At 37.8% G+C, this 17659-nt stretch carries 14 protein-coding genes and 1 pseudogene; 7 read left to right on the top strand and 8 right to left on the bottom strand.

Going from position 1 to position 17659, the window contains the following annotated elements; genetic code table 11:
* Positions 1 to 81 precede the first annotated feature (81 nt).
* A complete protein-coding gene (locus K5X82_17790; protein QZT37063.1) occupies positions 82 to 279 on the top strand; it encodes a bacteriophage abortive infection AbiH family protein in 198 nt (65 codons plus the stop codon).
* 55 nt (positions 280 to 334) lie between these two features.
* Here the strand turns inward: K5X82_17790 and K5X82_17785 are convergent, their stop codons facing one another.
* Complete coding sequence (locus K5X82_17785) at positions 335 to 1762, bottom strand: IS66 family transposase (protein QZT37062.1); 1428 nt, start codon at positions 1760 to 1762, stop codon at positions 335 to 337.
* 157 nt (positions 1763 to 1919) lie between these two features.
* Here K5X82_17785 and K5X82_17780 point away from each other — a divergent pair.
* Positions 1920 to 2735 (top strand): annotated as a pseudogene (locus K5X82_17780) (bacteriophage abortive infection AbiH family protein).
* Between the two features lie 1013 nt (positions 2736 to 3748).
* Here the strand turns inward: K5X82_17780 and K5X82_17775 are convergent.
* Complete coding sequence (locus K5X82_17775; protein QZT37061.1) at positions 3749 to 4087, bottom strand: hypothetical protein; 339 nt, start codon at positions 4085 to 4087, stop codon at positions 3749 to 3751.
* 1410 nt (positions 4088 to 5497) lie between these two features.
* Between K5X82_17775 and K5X82_17770 the strand changes: the two genes are divergently transcribed.
* Together K5X82_17770 and K5X82_17765 are read left to right on the top strand one after the other, a co-directional pair.
* Positions 5498 to 6067, top strand: a complete 570-nt coding sequence (locus tag K5X82_17770; GenBank protein QZT37060.1) for an RNA polymerase sigma factor — start codon at positions 5498 to 5500, stop codon at positions 6065 to 6067.
* A complete protein-coding gene (locus tag K5X82_17765) occupies positions 6064 to 6432 on the top strand; it encodes a hypothetical protein (GenBank protein ID QZT37059.1) in 369 nt (122 codons plus the stop codon). The genes K5X82_17770 and K5X82_17765 overlap by 4 nt, the downstream gene beginning before the upstream one ends.
* 60 nt (positions 6433 to 6492) lie before the next feature.
* On the opposite strand, the gene feoB is transcribed toward K5X82_17765, so the two are convergent.
* On the bottom strand, positions 6493 to 8862 hold the full coding sequence (gene feoB, locus K5X82_17760; protein QZT37058.1) for a ferrous iron transport protein B: 2370 nt from the start codon (positions 8860 to 8862) through the stop codon (positions 6493 to 6495).
* A 159-nt stretch (positions 8863 to 9021) separates the two neighbouring features.
* Here feoB and K5X82_17755 point away from each other — a divergent pair, with 159 nt between their 5' ends.
* Positions 9022 to 9171: a hypothetical protein gene (locus K5X82_17755; protein ID QZT37057.1), complete on the top strand. Its 150-nt coding sequence runs from the start codon at positions 9022 to 9024 to the stop codon at positions 9169 to 9171.
* A 69-nt stretch (positions 9172 to 9240) separates the two neighbouring features.
* On the opposite strand, the gene K5X82_17750 is transcribed toward K5X82_17755, so the two are convergent.
* The 3 genes from K5X82_17750 to gap all read right to left on the bottom strand — a co-directional run bounded on the left by K5X82_17750 (position 9241) and on the right by gap (position 13961).
* A complete protein-coding gene (locus K5X82_17750) occupies positions 9241 to 10755 on the bottom strand; it encodes an alpha-L-fucosidase (protein ID QZT37056.1) in 1515 nt (504 codons plus the stop codon).
* 578 nt (positions 10756 to 11333) lie between these two features.
* On the bottom strand, positions 11334 to 12539 hold the full coding sequence (trpB, locus tag K5X82_17745) for a tryptophan synthase subunit beta (protein ID QZT37055.1): 1206 nt from the start codon (positions 12537 to 12539) through the stop codon (positions 11334 to 11336).
* Positions 12540 to 12947: 408 nt separating this feature from the next.
* Positions 12948 to 13961, bottom strand: coding sequence for a type I glyceraldehyde-3-phosphate dehydrogenase (gene gap / locus K5X82_17740; protein QZT37054.1), 1014 nt, complete (start codon positions 13959 to 13961; stop codon positions 12948 to 12950).
* Positions 13962 to 14308: 347 nt separating this feature from the next.
* On the opposite strand from gap, the gene K5X82_17735 reads away from it, so the two are divergent.
* Together K5X82_17735 and K5X82_17730 are read left to right on the top strand one after the other, a co-directional pair.
* Positions 14309 to 15052: a nitroreductase family protein gene (locus K5X82_17735; GenBank protein ID QZT37053.1), complete on the top strand. Its 744-nt coding sequence runs from the start codon at positions 14309 to 14311 to the stop codon at positions 15050 to 15052.
* Positions 15053 to 15108: 56 nt separating this feature from the next.
* Entirely contained in the window at positions 15109 to 15885 is a 777-nt protein-coding gene (locus tag K5X82_17730) for a lipopolysaccharide kinase InaA family protein (protein ID QZT37052.1), read from the top strand.
* Between the two features lie 133 nt (positions 15886 to 16018).
* On the opposite strand, the gene K5X82_17725 is transcribed toward K5X82_17730, so the two are convergent.
* Both K5X82_17725 and K5X82_17720 read right to left on the bottom strand, forming a co-directional pair.
* On the bottom strand, positions 16019 to 17065 hold the full coding sequence (locus K5X82_17725) for a glycosyltransferase family 9 protein (protein QZT37051.1): 1047 nt from the start codon (positions 17063 to 17065) through the stop codon (positions 16019 to 16021).
* Between the two features lie 119 nt (positions 17066 to 17184).
* Positions 17185 to 17559 (bottom strand): DUF6165 family protein, encoded by a 375-nt coding sequence (locus tag K5X82_17720; GenBank protein QZT37050.1) that lies wholly within the window; start codon positions 17557 to 17559, stop codon positions 17185 to 17187.
* Between the last annotated feature and the right edge of the window lie 100 nt (positions 17560 to 17659).

The following is a 17659-nucleotide window of genomic DNA, read 5'->3' as shown; positions in this document are numbered from 1 at the left end:
TAAGGATAAAAATAATTAAAATATAATAGAGTCATTCAAAATCGTTATCTTTATCGACATAGACCAAAAGTTATTACGCTTATGAATATTCTATACATCCTCGGTAACGGCTTTGACCTTCAGCTAGGTCTTAAAACCTCTTATAACGATTTCTATAACTACTACACAAAGCTTAAAGACAATCCCTCTGAAGAAATAACAAAATTGAGATCTAGTATTTCTAATTTTATATCCAATGAAGATAGTAGTAAATTCGTAACTACTCAGGTAGTATTATAGTTTAGCCTCTATTAGATTTTAAATAGAGCTTCAAGAAGATAACTTTCAAAATTATCTATTCCCAGCTTAAGTTAACATTATTGCATGATAGCCAATATGCGATCATGTTCAGAACACTCTTTCCTTGTTTCTTTAATGTGTCGGTTATAGATCGCAACATGGCATACCTCTGCGCCCCTTCTTCTGTGCGATATCCCTTAGACACATTCTGTTTTACCTTGATGTTACGCATTGCTCTTTCCGAAGCATTATTATCAAACGGTACTTCATAATGATTTAAGAAAGTAAACACACTATCGATTTTCTTTATTAATCGTTGTCGTAATGTTCTGATTTCATCGAGCTGATCGTCATTTATGTCGATATTCAGAAGTTCTAATAATTTGGTCTTAAATGATGCTTCCTTATCTAGTGGGAAATCTTTTTCTTCAGCTTCCCGTTTTAATTTCATGGCTTCTGAAAAGAGATCTAATATATCTTGTGCCCATCTATTATTGGTCTGTTGCTTTATGTAGATTAATTCGCGTTGTAAATGAGCTAGACATAGTTGATAATGTTTGGCAGGGGTCTTTAGTTGAGAAGCATAGCAGTCACTTACTAAAGTAGCATTAGTAAATCCATCTTTGAAATTTTCTTCCACAACTTTATACCCTCTAGATCTATGTGCTGTGATAAAAGTTAGTTCATAATTTTGCCAAACCCACATCCATCCTTTACTGCCATCTATTTTACAACCTGTTTCATCAGATCCAACTATATTGGCATCTTCAATAGATTGACGTAGAGATTCATATAGGGGAGTGAATACCTTTTCTGCATGTTTTAAAATATTGTCAATAGTTCCATCTCCTATTTTATAGGAAGTCAGCTCTTCTACTAGCGAACTAATCCGATTTAAAGGGATATAGTGCTCTATATGCAGACTAAGAATTAGCGAACGTATGTTGGGACCATATTGAACTGGTGCATTAACATTGGATGGCATAGCTCCTTTATGGATTTGTCCACAACTGCATCTATTCTCATAAAGACGATGCTCAATACATATAGGTTCAATAACAGGGGGGATATCAAAAACTTGACGCTTGCATAGCAACCTAGCATCCTCAGGATTCAGTCTATTTCCACAACTACACTTAGCTAAAGGATGATGAGATTCGATATCGGTCGGTGTGGCATCTTGAAATAAAGTCATGCCTTTATGACCAAGTTGACCTCCTGATTTTTTATTAGATTTCTTGCGAAGAGATTGGTTCTTCTTTACTGTTGATAAATCTCTAGATGGAGGAAAACTGCTATTACCACTATTTTTCTTGCTACGTGATAGTTGATCTTCAAGAGTCTTAATCTTAGCATGAAGCATCGCATTTTCTTCTGACAAAGCTCTTACCTCCGACATAACAATGTCTAATTTTGCCAGTAAAGATTGTACTTGCTCTTTTAATGCCTTGTTTTCTTTTTCTAAACGATCAACTTTATTCATGCCTGCAAAGATCTATTCTTATGGTCAAAATAGAAAAGATAACAACTAAAAGTAATCAACAAATACATTGTTATTTATCAACATTGTACACCAAATCAACGTATTTGAAGTTTTTGTCGGTTAAAACCTATCTGAAGAACCTGAGTAGTTACGTAAATTCAATTGGTCTGATTTAGAATTAGCCCTAGGAGGATATTCCAATAAAGTTGATAAAATAGAATATCTGACTATAATCGATGATATTCACCTTCATCTCATGAAATATTTAGAGATTGTAGATGAAGAATTTAACTCACAAACAAGACCTAATGCCAAAATTATCAACAACTTCATTAGTCCTGAAGAGTGGTTTTCTGAAAGAACGATTCTAAGAGATAAAATAAGTATATACAAAGACGATAAAAGCAAGAAACAGAATATAGATATAATTACTTTCAATTACACCAATAATATTGATAAATTGATTCCAATAGGTTCATCTAACCATAGTAATTCCTTTGGGCGATACCACTTCAGAACAGTCAACCATATACATGGTAAAATAAAACGCAATGCTATATTAGGGGTAAATGATCCAAGTCAAATATTAAACACCAAATTTCAAAAAGATCCAGATATCTTAAGTGCAATTGTGAAAGAGTCACAGAATGTTGAGTCAGATACTGGATCAGACAACATTATTTTGGGAAAGATATCCGATTCCGAAATAATTTGCATTTTTGGCATTTCACTCGGAGCAACCGATAAAAGGTGGTGGGAGTATATCGGTGAACATCTAAATAAAAATAAAAAGTGTATTATCATATTATACTCGTACAAAACAAACGAACAAATGAATATCATTAATAGTCAAACAAGACATTATAGGAGTGAATATAAGAATGATAAAGCGAAACTTATGGATGCAATCAAAAATAATGAGGTGGAAGACAGAATATTTGTTTGTTTTAACCAACGCCTCTTTAAATTGTAATAATTTATTTACATGATAAGCTGATTAATAAAAACCACGTTAAAATTCATCAGCGAATACGTATCATATTCGCTGATAAATTTTAATTAACTCGTGTGACAAGCTTTACAACAGTAATAACAACCATCGGCTGTTGTATAGCCTTTTACTTTCGCTACACTAATTGCACTTGTACATGTATAATGTTCTCCCAAGCTCAAACAATTATCGACATTTGGAAGACGTGAACAATCACTCTTATGTAAGAGTGATCTCCATTGAACTGTGCATTCTTATTCACATAATACTTATCCATAAAATTAATGATTTGATGTAAAGTTTCACAACGTTGTATGTGTGATTTTATGAACAAAAATAAACGTTCGAAATCATCGTTTTATCCATTGAATTCGTGACTATATCGCCTCGTTTCAGCAATCGTAATCGCAACCGCTGGGAACGCTGAGCTCCGCTCGGCATCGTACCACAAGAGAGCGACAACCGTAGTATTCATCTGCGTAGCGTAAGTTGCATCACGGGCAAGTTGCTCGATGGTAGGGTTGACACACGATGCCGAGCGGCAACACCCCATTCCCAGCAGCTGTCCCATCCCTGCGCTTTGACCCCGTCAGTGTCTTAGTGGTTCTTGTCAATCCGCCTTATCCATTGAATCCGTGACTATAATTACCTTGCATCAACCATACATCAACCCTAGCCGCAAGGCGTGCCAATTCATTGGCACGTGAGGGAAACACAAACCATAACACCACTCTTCAACTTTCCCTGAAAGGGAAACCGAACCTAGCCCAACGGTGGAATCCACATAATGCGCAGTAGCGCATTATATCGGATGGAGCCTTGGGTAAACAATACCCCTCCAACATCAAAGGCTGAAAGCCTGACCCAAAACATTATACCATATTCAATAACAATTCTACCTCGATAACAGGGCCAAGCCTTCAGCCCTTGGTTGGTGGAGCAATATACTACCCAAGGCTCCATTTTATATTCAGAGCTAAAGCACTTCATATACATTACACCATTGGGCTAAGTTCGGCTTCCCTTTCAGGGAATATTGAAGCATTAAAATTCATTGTATCAAAAAATCCGAAATAGCCCGTTACATCAGTATCATAGGTGTTCCATTCGCACACAACAACCCTAAGCCGTAATAATCTCAAACACTGAGTTCCAACTCGGTAACCATACATCAACCCTAGGCGCAAGGCGTGCCAATGAATTGGCACAAACCACCACATAACAATGTCATCCATTCCACAACAAATAATGCTTAGTTTGTGCCAATTCATTGGCACGTGAGGGAAACACAAACCATAACACCACTCTTCAACTTTCCCTGAAAGGGATTCCATCGTTGGGTAAACAATACTCCTCCAACATCAAAGGCTGAAAGCCTGACCCAAAACATTATACCATATCCAATAACAATTCTACCTCGATAACAGGGCCAGGCCTTCAGCCCTTGGTTGGTGGAGCAACATACTACCCAAGGATCCATTTTATATTCAGAGCTAAAGCACTTCATATACCATTACACCATTGGGCTAAGTTCGGCTTCCCTTTCAGGGAATATTGAAGCATTAAAATTCATTGCATCAAAAAATCCGAAATAGCCCGTTACATCAGTATCATAGGTGTTCCATTCGTACACAACAACCCTAAGCCGTAATAATCTCAAACACAGGAAACACTGAACTCCAACTCGGCAACCATACATCAACCCTAGGCGCAAGGCGTGCCAATGAATTGGCACAAACCACCACACAACAATGTCATCCATTCCACAACAAATAATGCTTAGTTTGTGCCAATACCTTGGCACGAGAGGGAAACCTCAACCATAACACCACTCTTCAACTTTCCCTGAAAGGGAAACCGAACCTAGCCCAACGGTGGAATCCACATAATGCGCAGTAGCGCATTATATCGGATGGAGCCTTGGGTAAACAATACCCATCCAACATCAAAGGCTGAAAGCCTGGCCCAAAACATTATACCATATTCAATAACAATTCTACCTCGATAACAGGGCCAGGCCTTCAGCCCATGGTTGGTGGAGCAACATACTACCCAAGGCTCCATTTTATATTCAGAGCTAAAGCACTTCATATACATTACACCATTGGGCTAAGTTCGGTTTCCCTTTCAGGGAATATTGAAACATTAAAATTCATTGCATCAAAAAGATCCATGAAAATCAAGCTGGTCCATTGATCCGTGGTAGTGTAAATTAAACTCTGTCTGGGTTATTTTTCGTAGTGATTTTAAATATACTGTTTTTAAATCACTGTAATTATACTTTCCTCATGCATTCATGCGACCTTCCCCTGACTTAACCCGTCTTAAATCCATCCCTAATAAGCCCTTAATCCGTCCTTTGTCCATGGTTCAGCCATGGTTCCTCCATGGTTTGTCCATCGATTTCGGGGTTTTTGATGACTGAACCATGGATCAATGATGGAGGAATCATGGACAAAGGACGGGTTAGGGACGGTTTAAAGACGGATTAGGGATGGATTAAGTTGGGGGAAAGGCAGGGGAAGGTAGCTTGTAATCCTATAGAAAGGCATGGTGTTGGAGAAAGGGAAATATGGCGTTGGGGATGGTAGGAGGTGGTGTTGGGTTGTAGGTTATGTTTGGGGGGCTGTTTGGAGGAGGAGAAAGGTGTGGATTGGAGTGGGGAAAGGTTTTTTTTGATTATTATTAAAAAAAGTTTAGCTGTTTTGAAACCTTAAGGATATCTTTTTCGTCTTCTAAATGTTATGGATGATAAAACGCTTGTAATACAGATAAAGAGAGGAAATGGGCATGCCTTCGAGTTTTTGGTCAACAAGTACCAGAAGCTGGTTTTTCATATGATATGGAAGATGGGGGTACACGCTTCGGATGTAGAGGATGTGGCTCAAGATATCTTTATCAAAATCTACCAGCAAATCGGCACATTCAGGGAAGCGTCGAAGTTGTCTACGTGGATTGCTTCTGTGGCATGGAGGTATTCGGTGGATTTTATGCGTAAGAGGCATGTGTATTTTGTAGAATATGATGAGGTTTCAAATGAAAATGAATCTCATTTTGCGGAGGATAATTTTTTTAGTAGACTTGAGACGGAGGAGAAGAGAGAGGTTATTTCGAATGCTATTGCACTAATACCCCCTAAATATCAAGGGTTGATGAATTTATTCTATACCGAAGAGTTTACCTATGAGGAGATTGTGGATATTACGGGCATTCCGTTAGGGTCGGTAAAGTCGAATCTGAATAGGGCTAGAGCGAAGGTGAAAGAGATTGTAGAGAAGAGGTATAAAAAGGGGTTGAAAATAGAGAGGGTATGAAAGAGATAAAAGATCAAAATAGAGAGATCGATCAGTTGATATCGATGACATTTAATGAGAGTAAGAATAAGATGGTTTTGCCATCTAACTTTGCGAGCCGTGTGACCCAAAAAGCGGTTTCGAAGGAGAGTTGGAAACTTTTCTTTAAACATTGGGGAGGTCAGTGTTTATTTATCGGTATGTTGTTGCTTATTGGTGTGGCTGCATTTCTGTTTGGTTCTCCTGATGAGATCTCTACGACACAGGAGATTTTGGTCTCCAAAGGTGTAGTTATCGGTTCTGTTATTTTCCTGATAGTATATGTTAGTTTCCTCAACGAAGTGGTGATGAAGTATATGACACAAAAATACGACATAAAAGAGTGATCTATCGTCTCTCTCTTTCATATCGTATTTTCGCTTTTTGTTCTATTTTATGGCATCGACCTAGATGAATAGCTTTCCTATCTGAAAGACCATTAAGGATAGAAGATAGGCCAGTCCAGAAGTGTAGACTAATGTAAATATGGCCCAACCCCAACTACTGGTTTCGGCTTTGATGGAGGATAGCACTCCTAGACAAGGAAAGTAGATTAGAATAAAGATAAGGAATGAGATCCCACTAAGTATTGCCATTTGATGGTTGTCATTGTTCTGTTCTAAAGAGGCCGAGACAACATGTGTAAGACTCATCTCACCATCGGCGACGGTGTCGATTTGGTATAGTATACCTAAGGTACTTACGACGATCTCTTTGGCTGAAACGCCAGCCAATAGGGCGACACTCATTTTCCAATCAAATCCAAGCGGTTTCATCACTGGAACCATCCACTGACCGATTTGTCCTAAGGCAGAGCTCTCTAGTTGTGTTTTTTGTTTGAGAACTTCATATTCATGGCGACTTTTCATATAAGACCCTTCGAGGTAGAGCCATTCGCTGTGACTATAATTATCTTTCTCTTTTATATTAATTTGGTGGCTTTGATCCAGCTGTGCCATTTGGAAATCTAACCATTCGCTCTCTTTGGTGTCCGCAGAAATATAGCTTAAGGTCCAGATAAGGATCACACCAAGCAGAATAGTGGTTCCGATCTTCTGTAGATAGTTTCGTGTTTTATCCCACAGTTGGAAGGCCATATTACGTGAACTTGGCATTCTATAGGGAGGCAGTTCATAGATAAAAGGGGTGGTGGTGGATGGTAGTATACTTTTTTGAAGAATCTTAGATACTATTAGACCAATGATGATCCCTAGAAGGTAGAGACCAATGATAATGATTGTTCTGTAATTTGAGAATAGAGATGCGGTGAATAGGATGTAGACAGGTATTCTTGCGCTACATGACATTAACGGTACAACCAACATGGTTCGGATGCGTTCGTTGGTCTGTTTGATGGTTCGTGTGGCCATGATTGCTGGAACATTACATCCAAATCCCATAAGTAGTGGCACAAATGCATTTCCTTGTAACCCCCACCTTTTCATCACCCTATCAACAATGAATATGGCACGTGCCATATACCCAGAGTCTTCGAACAGGGTGGTAAAGAAAAATAGTATCAATATGCTTGGAAGGAAGACCAGTACGGCTCCGATACCTTGGACAATTCCTCCTAATAGGAAATCTTTGAGTACCCCGTCGAACATAACTGTGTCGATCCAGTGGCTTCCCATGGCTATCAGGCTCTCTAGCGCATCTGCAGGATAGGCACCTAAAGAGAAAGTCACATAGAACATGCAGGTCATCAACAAGAGAAGTAGAGGTAGCCCGATGTATTTATTTGTAACGACTTCGTCTATTTTTTGAGAGACGGTTTTGTAGTCAATTGCATTAAGGTGTTTGTAACCACAAATAAGAAGAAGTTGTGAGATGAATTCTTTTCTCTGCTCTTTGATCTTTTCTATAGTTCCGATGGATTCGATACGACTTAACGACTCGAAGAAGGTCTTCTCTTTAGAGGCTTTTGCGCCGGTCGAAGCTAGCTGTTTCTCTATATCCTCGGTATAGTTTGGACGAACAAAGGAATAGCTATTCTCTTCAAAGCGAGATACAATGCTTTCGAGGAGTAAGGCGCGGTTGTTCTTGGCTTTACCATTGGTGGTAACCACCTTCATTTGAATGGTCTCGGACAGCGTCATGTAGTTCATTTGCCCCTCTAAACGATCGAACTCATCCTTCATATTGAGCACGAGAATCGTTGGAATCTCAAGCTCCATAAGTTCCATTGTCAAGACAAGATCTTTCTCTAAATTTGTGTGGTTCACGATATTTAGGATCATATCGGGTCTCTCATCCAGTAGTAGATCTCGAGTGGCAATCTCCTCAGGAGAGTATGGACTCATTGAGTACAGACCAGGCAGGTCAATAAAAGTAATGTCATAGCCACCGAATGATATCTTGGCACGTTTGACTTCCACGGTTACCCCGTTATAGTTGGCAATCTTTACATTAGATTTGGTCAGTCGATTGAAGATAGTACTCTTTCCACTATTAGGGTGTCCCACCAGTGCAACCTTAATCTCTTTACTATTATTTTGGTTCTCTTTTTGTTTCAGTTTTGTATTAAGCTTCTTTTTTTTATCTTTCTCTACGTAGGAATCTGTTACTTGAATGTATGCTAGATCATTTTTACGAATAAAAAGGTGGTTCCCCCCTACTTTGAATTCTACAGGATCTTGTAGTGGTGCTGATTTGATCCTTATTAACTCTGTTCCTTTTGAAATACCATGCTCATAGAGTCGTTGTTTGATGTCTTGGTCTCCCCCAATAGACTCTACATATACTTTCTGATTATGGCTTACCTCTGATAAGTGCATATTTGGCTTGTTGATGTTCTATCTAGATTAAATATAAACAAATATAGGTTTTTTGTGTTAATTTAGACTAGAGATTAATAACAATATGTGAAGTATGATTAAATAATTTTACATTGTTAATTCACTCGATTGAAATAGACGAGACAAAATCCCTATATTATGGAAAAGAGTAGAAAAAGTGAGGATGAGATGGCACGGATAAGAAAAGGGAAAGAGAAGATTAAATGTACCATTGGCCGTATTATCAAAAGTAAGAGAGCGCAGTGTGCTACAGATAATACAAAAGGTAAGCCTAAAGAGGAGAAGTAGTCTCCATAGGATGTCACATGGTACATCATATGGAGACATTTATCAATTATTTTCAGATTAAGTCGTTGCTTAATTTAATTCGAATTTAAAGACTGTCGCAATATCATTCATTTTACTATCTGGAACGGTAAGAATGAAATTACGTAATGCCATATGCCATTTCACAGGAGTGTTGTCTCCAAGTACTGTAATTTTTTTGATACCATTTTCTGGGAAGTAGTCATGTTTGGCTAATCCTCGTATTTCAATTTCGCTATTCACGTCAGGTTTACCCAACATAAATAGATAGAGTGTTTTTCGGTCTTTCGAAATTAAAAAACGACCATCATCTTTCGTGTATTTCACTGTTGATGATTGTCCTCCAAAGTGTCCATCTTCAGCTTTTGCTGTTCCAAACCCTGAATAGTCAAAAGGTCTTGTTTCATACACCGCTTCTGCATTGGCATGCATCCACTCTCCCATTGTGGTCAATACCTCACGTTGTTCTTGAGGAATAACGCCATCTGCGGTAGGAGAGATATTCAGAAGAACAATTCCGTTTTTACTCCAAACATCAATCATATTTCGAACAATCAAAGTGGCAGACTTATATTTTTGACCTTTGACATAACACCAAGAGTTCTTGCTTAAAGTAAAGTCACTAAGCCATACAGACTCTGAGAGATCTTTCTTTCCTCCTTGTTCTATATCTAGAACCCCGATTCCATGAGGCAGATCATTCTGCTTACTAATAATCAAGGCATCTGGATTCTTCTCTTTTGACTTGTTGAAGAAGTAGGCTACCGCTTTTCTTCTATAGGCATCTGGGATTAAGTTTAACCACGAATCAAACCATATGATATCAGGACTATATTGATCCGTCACCTCTTTAATTTGCTGGAACCAATATTCATCGAACTGCTCCTCTGGAAGGTTACCATAAAATTTAGCAGTGTCTGGGTCGGTTGATGAAGTAGCATAGTCAGGATGGTATGCAAAATGGCTATTGTAGTTAAACCATTTTGTCGAATCGCCTTCATGTCTTTGTCTATTTCTAGCATGATGGAAGGTCGTTATTAATTTCATATCATTTTTACGCAGGGCTTTTGCCATGTCGCCAACAATATCTTTGTGTGGACCTTTATCTTTACTGTTCCATGGATTCACTTTACTATCCCACATCGCAAACCCATCATGATGAATTGCGACAAGACCAGCAAATTTTGCACCTGCTGTTTTAAAAAGCCCAGCCCACTCATTGGCGTCAAACTGTGATGCTTTAAACATAGGAATAAAGTCATGGTAGTTAAATTTATCAGGAGCACCATAGTGTTTGGTATGATACTTTATTACGCCATTGTTATTTCTTTGGTATAAAAAGAATGGATACCACTCACTACCATGTTCAGGAACAGAGTATACCCCCCAGTGGAAATATATACCCAATTTAGAATCCTTGAACCATTCAAGATTGTTTTTATGTTTTGCGAGATCGCTCCACTCCTCTTTAAATGGTATTGATCTCTCTTTCGTCTCCTTTTGGACACAAGAGTAACCACATACGGTTATTAGTAATATTAGAAATGTGTTAAAAGTTAGTTTCATAATAATTGTTTTATAGAATTAATCTTTGGTTTAATCACTCAGTGCAATTTAGGTATTTTATGCTTCTCTATGGTTCAAGCCACGCATGCTTTAAAGATGATTATTGGGGAATATCATCTAGTGGATTTCAACTAAACCTCTAGCCTTTGGTCGAGATGAATATAGATACAAGAGATGGCGTCTCTTATTTTTATATAGAAATTATATCCAAAATATTATTCCTCAGAGAGAGTTCTTGAGGTAAGATGTTCTAAGGGAACTAAATCTAGACGTCTTGGATGAAATCTTAGGTAGGGAATCTTTATAAAAAACAGAAGGGGGAAGATCGGGTCTTTAATGTTATGTCCCCTTATGTTATGGAGCGTTTGGTAATAGGGCCAAACATGTTGCTCTTGAATTGTTTTTATCTCCTTAGACTATTCTTCCGTTTAGAATTAGAAGTATCGTGTCTTCAATGTATGGTTGGAATTCCAATCCGAGAAGTTGGATACTTCACATTGTACGAACAGGGTCTAAAGATTGGTATCAGCTCCATAAGATGCATAAATTTAAACGCATCTTATGGAGTATTATTGAAGTTATTTTGGCATTTCAAAGTTTTCAATGATATAATCAAGATCCTTATCACCTCTTCCACTTAGGTTTACAAGGATTGATTCTCGAGGGTTCTGTTGTGCTAGTTTAATAGCATAAGCAACAGCATGTGCACTCTCTAGGGCAGGGATAATCCCTTCGTTACGACTTAGGTCATAGAATGCATCAATACACTCTTTGTCACTAGCGGTCACATAAGAGACACGATTCATATCTTTAAGCATACTATGCTCTGGTCCTACTCCAGGGTAATCTAATCCACTGGCAATAGAGTGTACTGGTGCAGGCTCTCCATTTTCGTCTTGTAATGTATAACATTTGAACCCGTGGATCATACCAGGAGTACCAAGGCTCATTGTAGCAGCGTGATCACCTAACACATCAAGAGATTTTCCACCTGGCTCTACACCAAATATTTTACACTCTTGATCTTCTAAGAATGCAGAGAACATACCCATTGCGTTACTACCACCACCAACACAAGCGACTACATTGTCTGGAAGTTCACCTGTCATTTCATGAAACTGATCTTTCGCTTCGATACCAATGATTCGTTGGAAATCTCTCACCATCATTGGAAAAGGGTGTGGTCCTACTACTGAACCAATACAATAGATAGAGTTTATTGGATCTTTAAGGTATGCTTCGAAAGCTGAATCAACGGCCTCTTTTAATGTTTTAAGACCATGGGTAACAGGAATCACAGTTGCACCAAGAACTTTCATTCTCATTACGTTTGGATACTCTTTCTTAATATCTACCTCTCCCATATGGATCTCACACTCTAATCCAAAATATGCGGCAGCAGTAGCTAATGCTACCCCATGTTGTCCAGCACCTGTTTCAGCAATTAACTTCTTCTTACCCATGTATTTTGCAAGAAGTGCTTCTCCCATACAGTGGTTAAGTTTGTGAGCACCGGTGTGGTTTAGATCTTCCCTTTTAAGGTAGATACGTCCACCATATTTTTCCGAAAGTCTATTACAGAAATAGACTGGAGTTGGTCGTCCTTGGTAATGCTTTCTGATGTTACGAAGTTCTGCAATGAATTTGTGAGACTTACTGATAGAGTAGTATGCCTCAGTAATCTTATTCATCTCTTCTTGTAGCTCATCTGGGATATAACTTCCACCATACTCTTTAAAAAAACCATCTTGGTTTGGATAGTTCTTGAAATAATTGCCTTGCATATTCTTGTTCTTATTTATGTAGTTCTATAGCAGTTTGATTGTATCAAAATGTGATTTCAATCATAATGATAGTCATTTTATGATAAAAATCATAATGTGACTATTGATATTATAATTTTTAAAGAGTGAATCACATAAAATAATGAGTGAAACGGTTTGGATGGTGTACAGAGGGTATATGGTAGGTGAATGTTTATCGAGGGTTGGAACATTCCGTTAAGAAGATTGATCGTTATGAAGGGAGAGGGAATGAACAGTTCAACAGGTGTCGATATCTGATCTTTGGGTAGGGAATTGCAGCAAATATTATCCATTTGGGACTATGAGATGACACCGCATAAAAAAAGAGAGCCTCCGAAGAAACTCTCTTTTTATTTTGTAAATATCTTGATCTTAAGATCTACTTTCTTAAGCGTTATCTACAGTTGACATGTGCTCGATAAGCTCAACAACTTTGTTTGAGTAACCGATCTCGTTGTCATACCATGAAACAACTTTAACGAAGTTTTCGTTAAGTCCGATACCAGCACCTGCATCAAATACAGAAGTACACTTCTCACCAACGAAATCGTTAGAAACAACTGCATCTTCAGTGTATCCAAGAACACCAGCCATAGCACCTTCAGAAGCTGCTTTCATCGCTTTACAGATAGCTTCGTAGCTAGCTGCTTTCTCTAGGCGTACAGTAAGGTCTACAACAGAAACGTCTGGAGTAGGAACACGGAATGCCATACCTGTAAGTTTACCGTTAAGCTCAGGAATTACTTTACCTACAGCTTTAGCAGCACCAGTAGAAGAAGGGATGATGTTTTGACCAGCTCCACGTCCACCTCTCCAGTCTTTCGCAGAAGGACCGTCAACAGTTTTTTGTGTAGCAGTAGTAGCATGTACCGTAGTCATAAGACCTTCAACAATACCGAAGTTATCGTTAAGAACCTTAGCGATAGGTGCAAGACAGTTAGTAGTACAAGATGCGTTAGATACGAAATTCATATCTTTAGAGTAGTTTGCGTGGTTAACACCAACAACGAACATAGGAGTAGCATCTTTAGAAGGAGCAGACATAACTACTTTCTTAGCACCAGCAGCAATGTGTCCTTGTGCAGACTCTTCAGTTAAGAAAAGACCAGTTGATTCAACAACGTACTCAGCTTCTACAGCAGCCCAGTTGATATCTGCTGGGTTACGCTCAGCAGTAACGCGAACTGTTTTACCGTTTACTACAAGTTGTCCATCAACAACCTCTACAGTACCGTTGAAACGACCGTGAGTTGAGTCATATTTCAACATGTAAGCCATGTAATCAACATCGATAAGATCGTTGATTGCAACAACTTCTACATTTGCACGCTCTGCAGCAGCACGGAAAACAAAACGGCCAATACGACCGAACCCGTTAATACCAATTTTGATAGTAGACATAATGATTCTCTTTAAAAATTATATAAGAATTTAGAACCTCTTTTGAAAATGTACACAAATAAACAAAGTATATTTTAAAACATCAAATTTTTTTTGGAAAGCTTTCAAAGAATCTTTTTATTATGGATTTTTCTAGGAAAATTCTCTCCTTTTTTGTAAAACGGCATACAATATTACTCCTTATAATGTATCATGAAATGGAGAGATAATATTATCCTTGGTTCATATGTAATAAATGGAATGTTTTTGATGATGAAACGTCGTTTGTGGATTCATCTGAATACGACAAAAAAACGTTATCTTTGAGGCATTATTAAATCTAATAATAATACAAAACTAATATGAGTATGATTCATCAACTTAATCAACATAGATCCATACGTAAATACACCAATCAACCTATAGGTAAAGATCTTTTGGAATCCATTCTTGAAGCAGGTATTCGTGCCTCTAACACTGGTAACATGCAGATGTACGCTGTGATTGTCACAGAAGATGAGAAGCAGAAAGAGGCCTTATCACCAGCACATTTTAACCAACCTATGGTTAAGAATGCACCTGTTGTTTTGACTCTTTGTGCAGACTTTAGACGTGTTCACCAGTGGTGTAAGATAAATAATGCAGATGCAAGTTATGATGATCTTTTGTGGTTAATAAATGGAACTATTGACTCCATGTTAGTTGCTCAAAACATATCGGTTGCTGCTGAATCGAAGGGCTTAGGACTGTGTTATTTGGGTACTACAATATATAATGCACCTCAAATCATCGAAACATTGCAGTTGCCTAAAGGAGTAATTCCAATTACAACTATCACTCTTGGATGGCCAGATGCAAATCCTCCGCTAACCAACAGATTGCCGATGAATGCAGTGGTGCACTACGAAAAGTATCAAGATTTTAGTGATGCTGATATTCAAAGTCTCTATAAAGAGAAAGAAGAACTTGAAGAAAGTATTAAGTTTGTAAAAGAGAATAACAAAGACAATCTCGCACAAGTGTATACTGACGTAAGATATAAGAGGGCAGATAACGCACATTTCACGAAAGTTTTGAAAGAGACTCTTATTGCACAAGGGTTTAAGCTATAGCGGTTCGATTGTTGTAATAGATACAAATTAGAAGGCTTCTCAGTAAAGAAGAGATAATGAAAAAACAAAAGGTGGAAATATCCTCCAAGTATCAAGAATATAAAGGATGGTTAGAGAACCTAGACACTATATTTGAGAAGGAGGGCGAAATAATTTACAAAGGCCGTAATACGGTGAGTAAATTTAATGTTGGAGGTAAATGCTTTAATGTAAAGTCATTCAAAACCCCCAATTTTATCAATAAGTTTGTGTATGGTAATTTTAGAGAGTCGAAAGCAAAACGATCTTATGATTATGCACACAAGCTTCGTGATTTAGGAATCGATTCTCCTGAACCAGTAGGCTATGTAGAGGTATATAAGAATGGTTTATTCTTTAAGAGCTATTATGTTTCTGTTCAAAAGACTTATGATTTCACCATACGTGAAGTGCTTGAATATCATGTTTCGAATAGAGAAGAGATATTAAACCAATTTATTGATTACACATTTGAGAAGCTTCATAAGAATGGTGTGTTTCACCTTGATTATTCACCAGGTAATATACTAATTAATGTGTCGGAAAAGGGAGAGTATTTATTCTCTATAATCGATCTTAATCGTATGAAGTTTATCTCGATAGACTATCAGAAAGGATTGTATAATCTTCGTCAATTTGATGCGGATAAGGACTCTTTGATCATGATGGGTATGGCTTATGCTCGCAAGTGGAAAAAAGATCCTGAAGAGGGAGCTCGATTATTGGTTGAGTATGACCACAAGTATAAGCACAAGAGGGTGGTTAAATATAGGTATAAGAACTTTTTCAAGAGTCTTCGTTTCTGGAAAAAGTAGACCTTATACGGCAAATAAATATAGTTGACATAAGCGACTCATTGGTGTCTGTAGCCCATCAATTATATGATATTAAAAATGCGATTAATTCTGATTAATCGCATTTTTGATATCATCATCCGTAACAAACGAACTACAATAATACTCCCTGCTCTTCGAGAACATTCAACACCAAAGAGGGTGTTACATATTTCATACACAGTATCTCTTCTTGACTACAAGGCTTGCCCCCATAAACAGAACAAGGTCTACACGCTAATTTTCCTTCAGGAATATGGATGCTATACTCTTTGGGTTGTCCAAAAGCAGAGAAGCCAAAGACGGGATCTGTCCCACCCCATATAGAAACAGTCTTGGTTCCAGTCAATGCACCTAGATGCATGTTCGATGAATCCATTGCGATCATTAAATCTAGACACGATATAAAGGCGATTTCATCTTGGAATGGGATCTTTCCAGCCATTGAGAATCGTCCTCTCTTTTTATCTTCTAATCGAGATAATTTCTCGACCTCTTCGCTACCTCCTCCAAAAAGAAAAAACGTTACGTTATATTTCTCTTGGATTAAATCCATTAGTTTATGACAGTTATCTAGCCCCCACATTTTTGGGGCATGCATCGCAAATGGAGCAATACCAATGCTTTTTGATCCTTTTAAGCAGAGTTCGGCCAATTGTCTACGAGCCTTCTCTTTGACATTGGAACTTGGGATTATTGAAGCGATTTTTAAAGGTGCAGTTTCAATTTTAGCTTTTCTAAATACGTCGAGATAACGCTCCGTTACATGCTTCAGTGGTGTATCAGATTTTCTTAGAAGGATATCCTTTTTCTCTTTACGTCCCTTATCAATTACATATACTGGCTTGCCAGCGAAACGAAATAGTGATCTCCAAACACGTGTTCGTAACACATCATGAAGATCAAGAATTACATCCCATTTTTTTTGCACCTGTAATTCAAAGTAGAATTTGATCAAGCCTAAAAAACCTTTGTGCTTCCCTTTTAAATCAGGAAATACAAGTTCGAGGTTTTCAATGCCTTCAAAAAAAGGAGCAAAGAATGGACGTGTTACTAAGGTGAATTTACTCTCAGGATTGGCTTCTGCAGCTGCTCTAATAACAGGAACAGTTAAGGCCACATCCCCCATTGCTGACATACGGAATAGTAGTATATTTTTCAATTGAAATAAGCTTAAGAGAATAAAACGAGTTAAACAAATAAGAGAACATCAACTCCACAAGCTAATAACTTTAGGGAAGATGTTCTCTATAATAAGTTCTTTATGATATAACTACCCTATTATTGGTAATCCTCATATGATTTCTCTTCAACAAGCTCAGAGCCAGTCTTATCATTGATTGCTCTCTTTACTTCACAACGCTTGTCATTGGTAAAGTATACTGATCGAGCAGTTTGAATAAAATCATCTCCAAATTTCTTTTCTCTCTCAAGATCTCTAATGTGATCTTCAATATCCCAAAGTTGACAATTAATATCATACAACTCTTTATATAGAGGATCCGCTTTGTCAATAATCTTCTTCACAGCTTCGTCAAGAACTTTGTGTTCGTTACGAAGATTCGCCAATTTAGCTTCGTCGCTAATTCTCTCTAATTTAATCTCGATGATTGTTAGCTTATCAACAATCTCCCCGTTAGATACTTCAATTTTCATAAGAGCTCTTGTTTAAATGAATAACGTATACGTTTCAACATCCAATATTATTATTCAAAGGTACATTTTTTAACCTAATATGTCCTAAGGAATAAAGGAA

It is taken from the genome of Prolixibacteraceae bacterium (assembly GCA_019856515.1).
GTDB lineage: Bacteria > Bacteroidota > Bacteroidia > Bacteroidales > Prolixibacteraceae > Halosquirtibacter > Halosquirtibacter xylanolyticus.
Note: the sequence above shows the minus strand (reverse complement) of the source record. Positions and strands in the feature narration are given on the sequence as shown.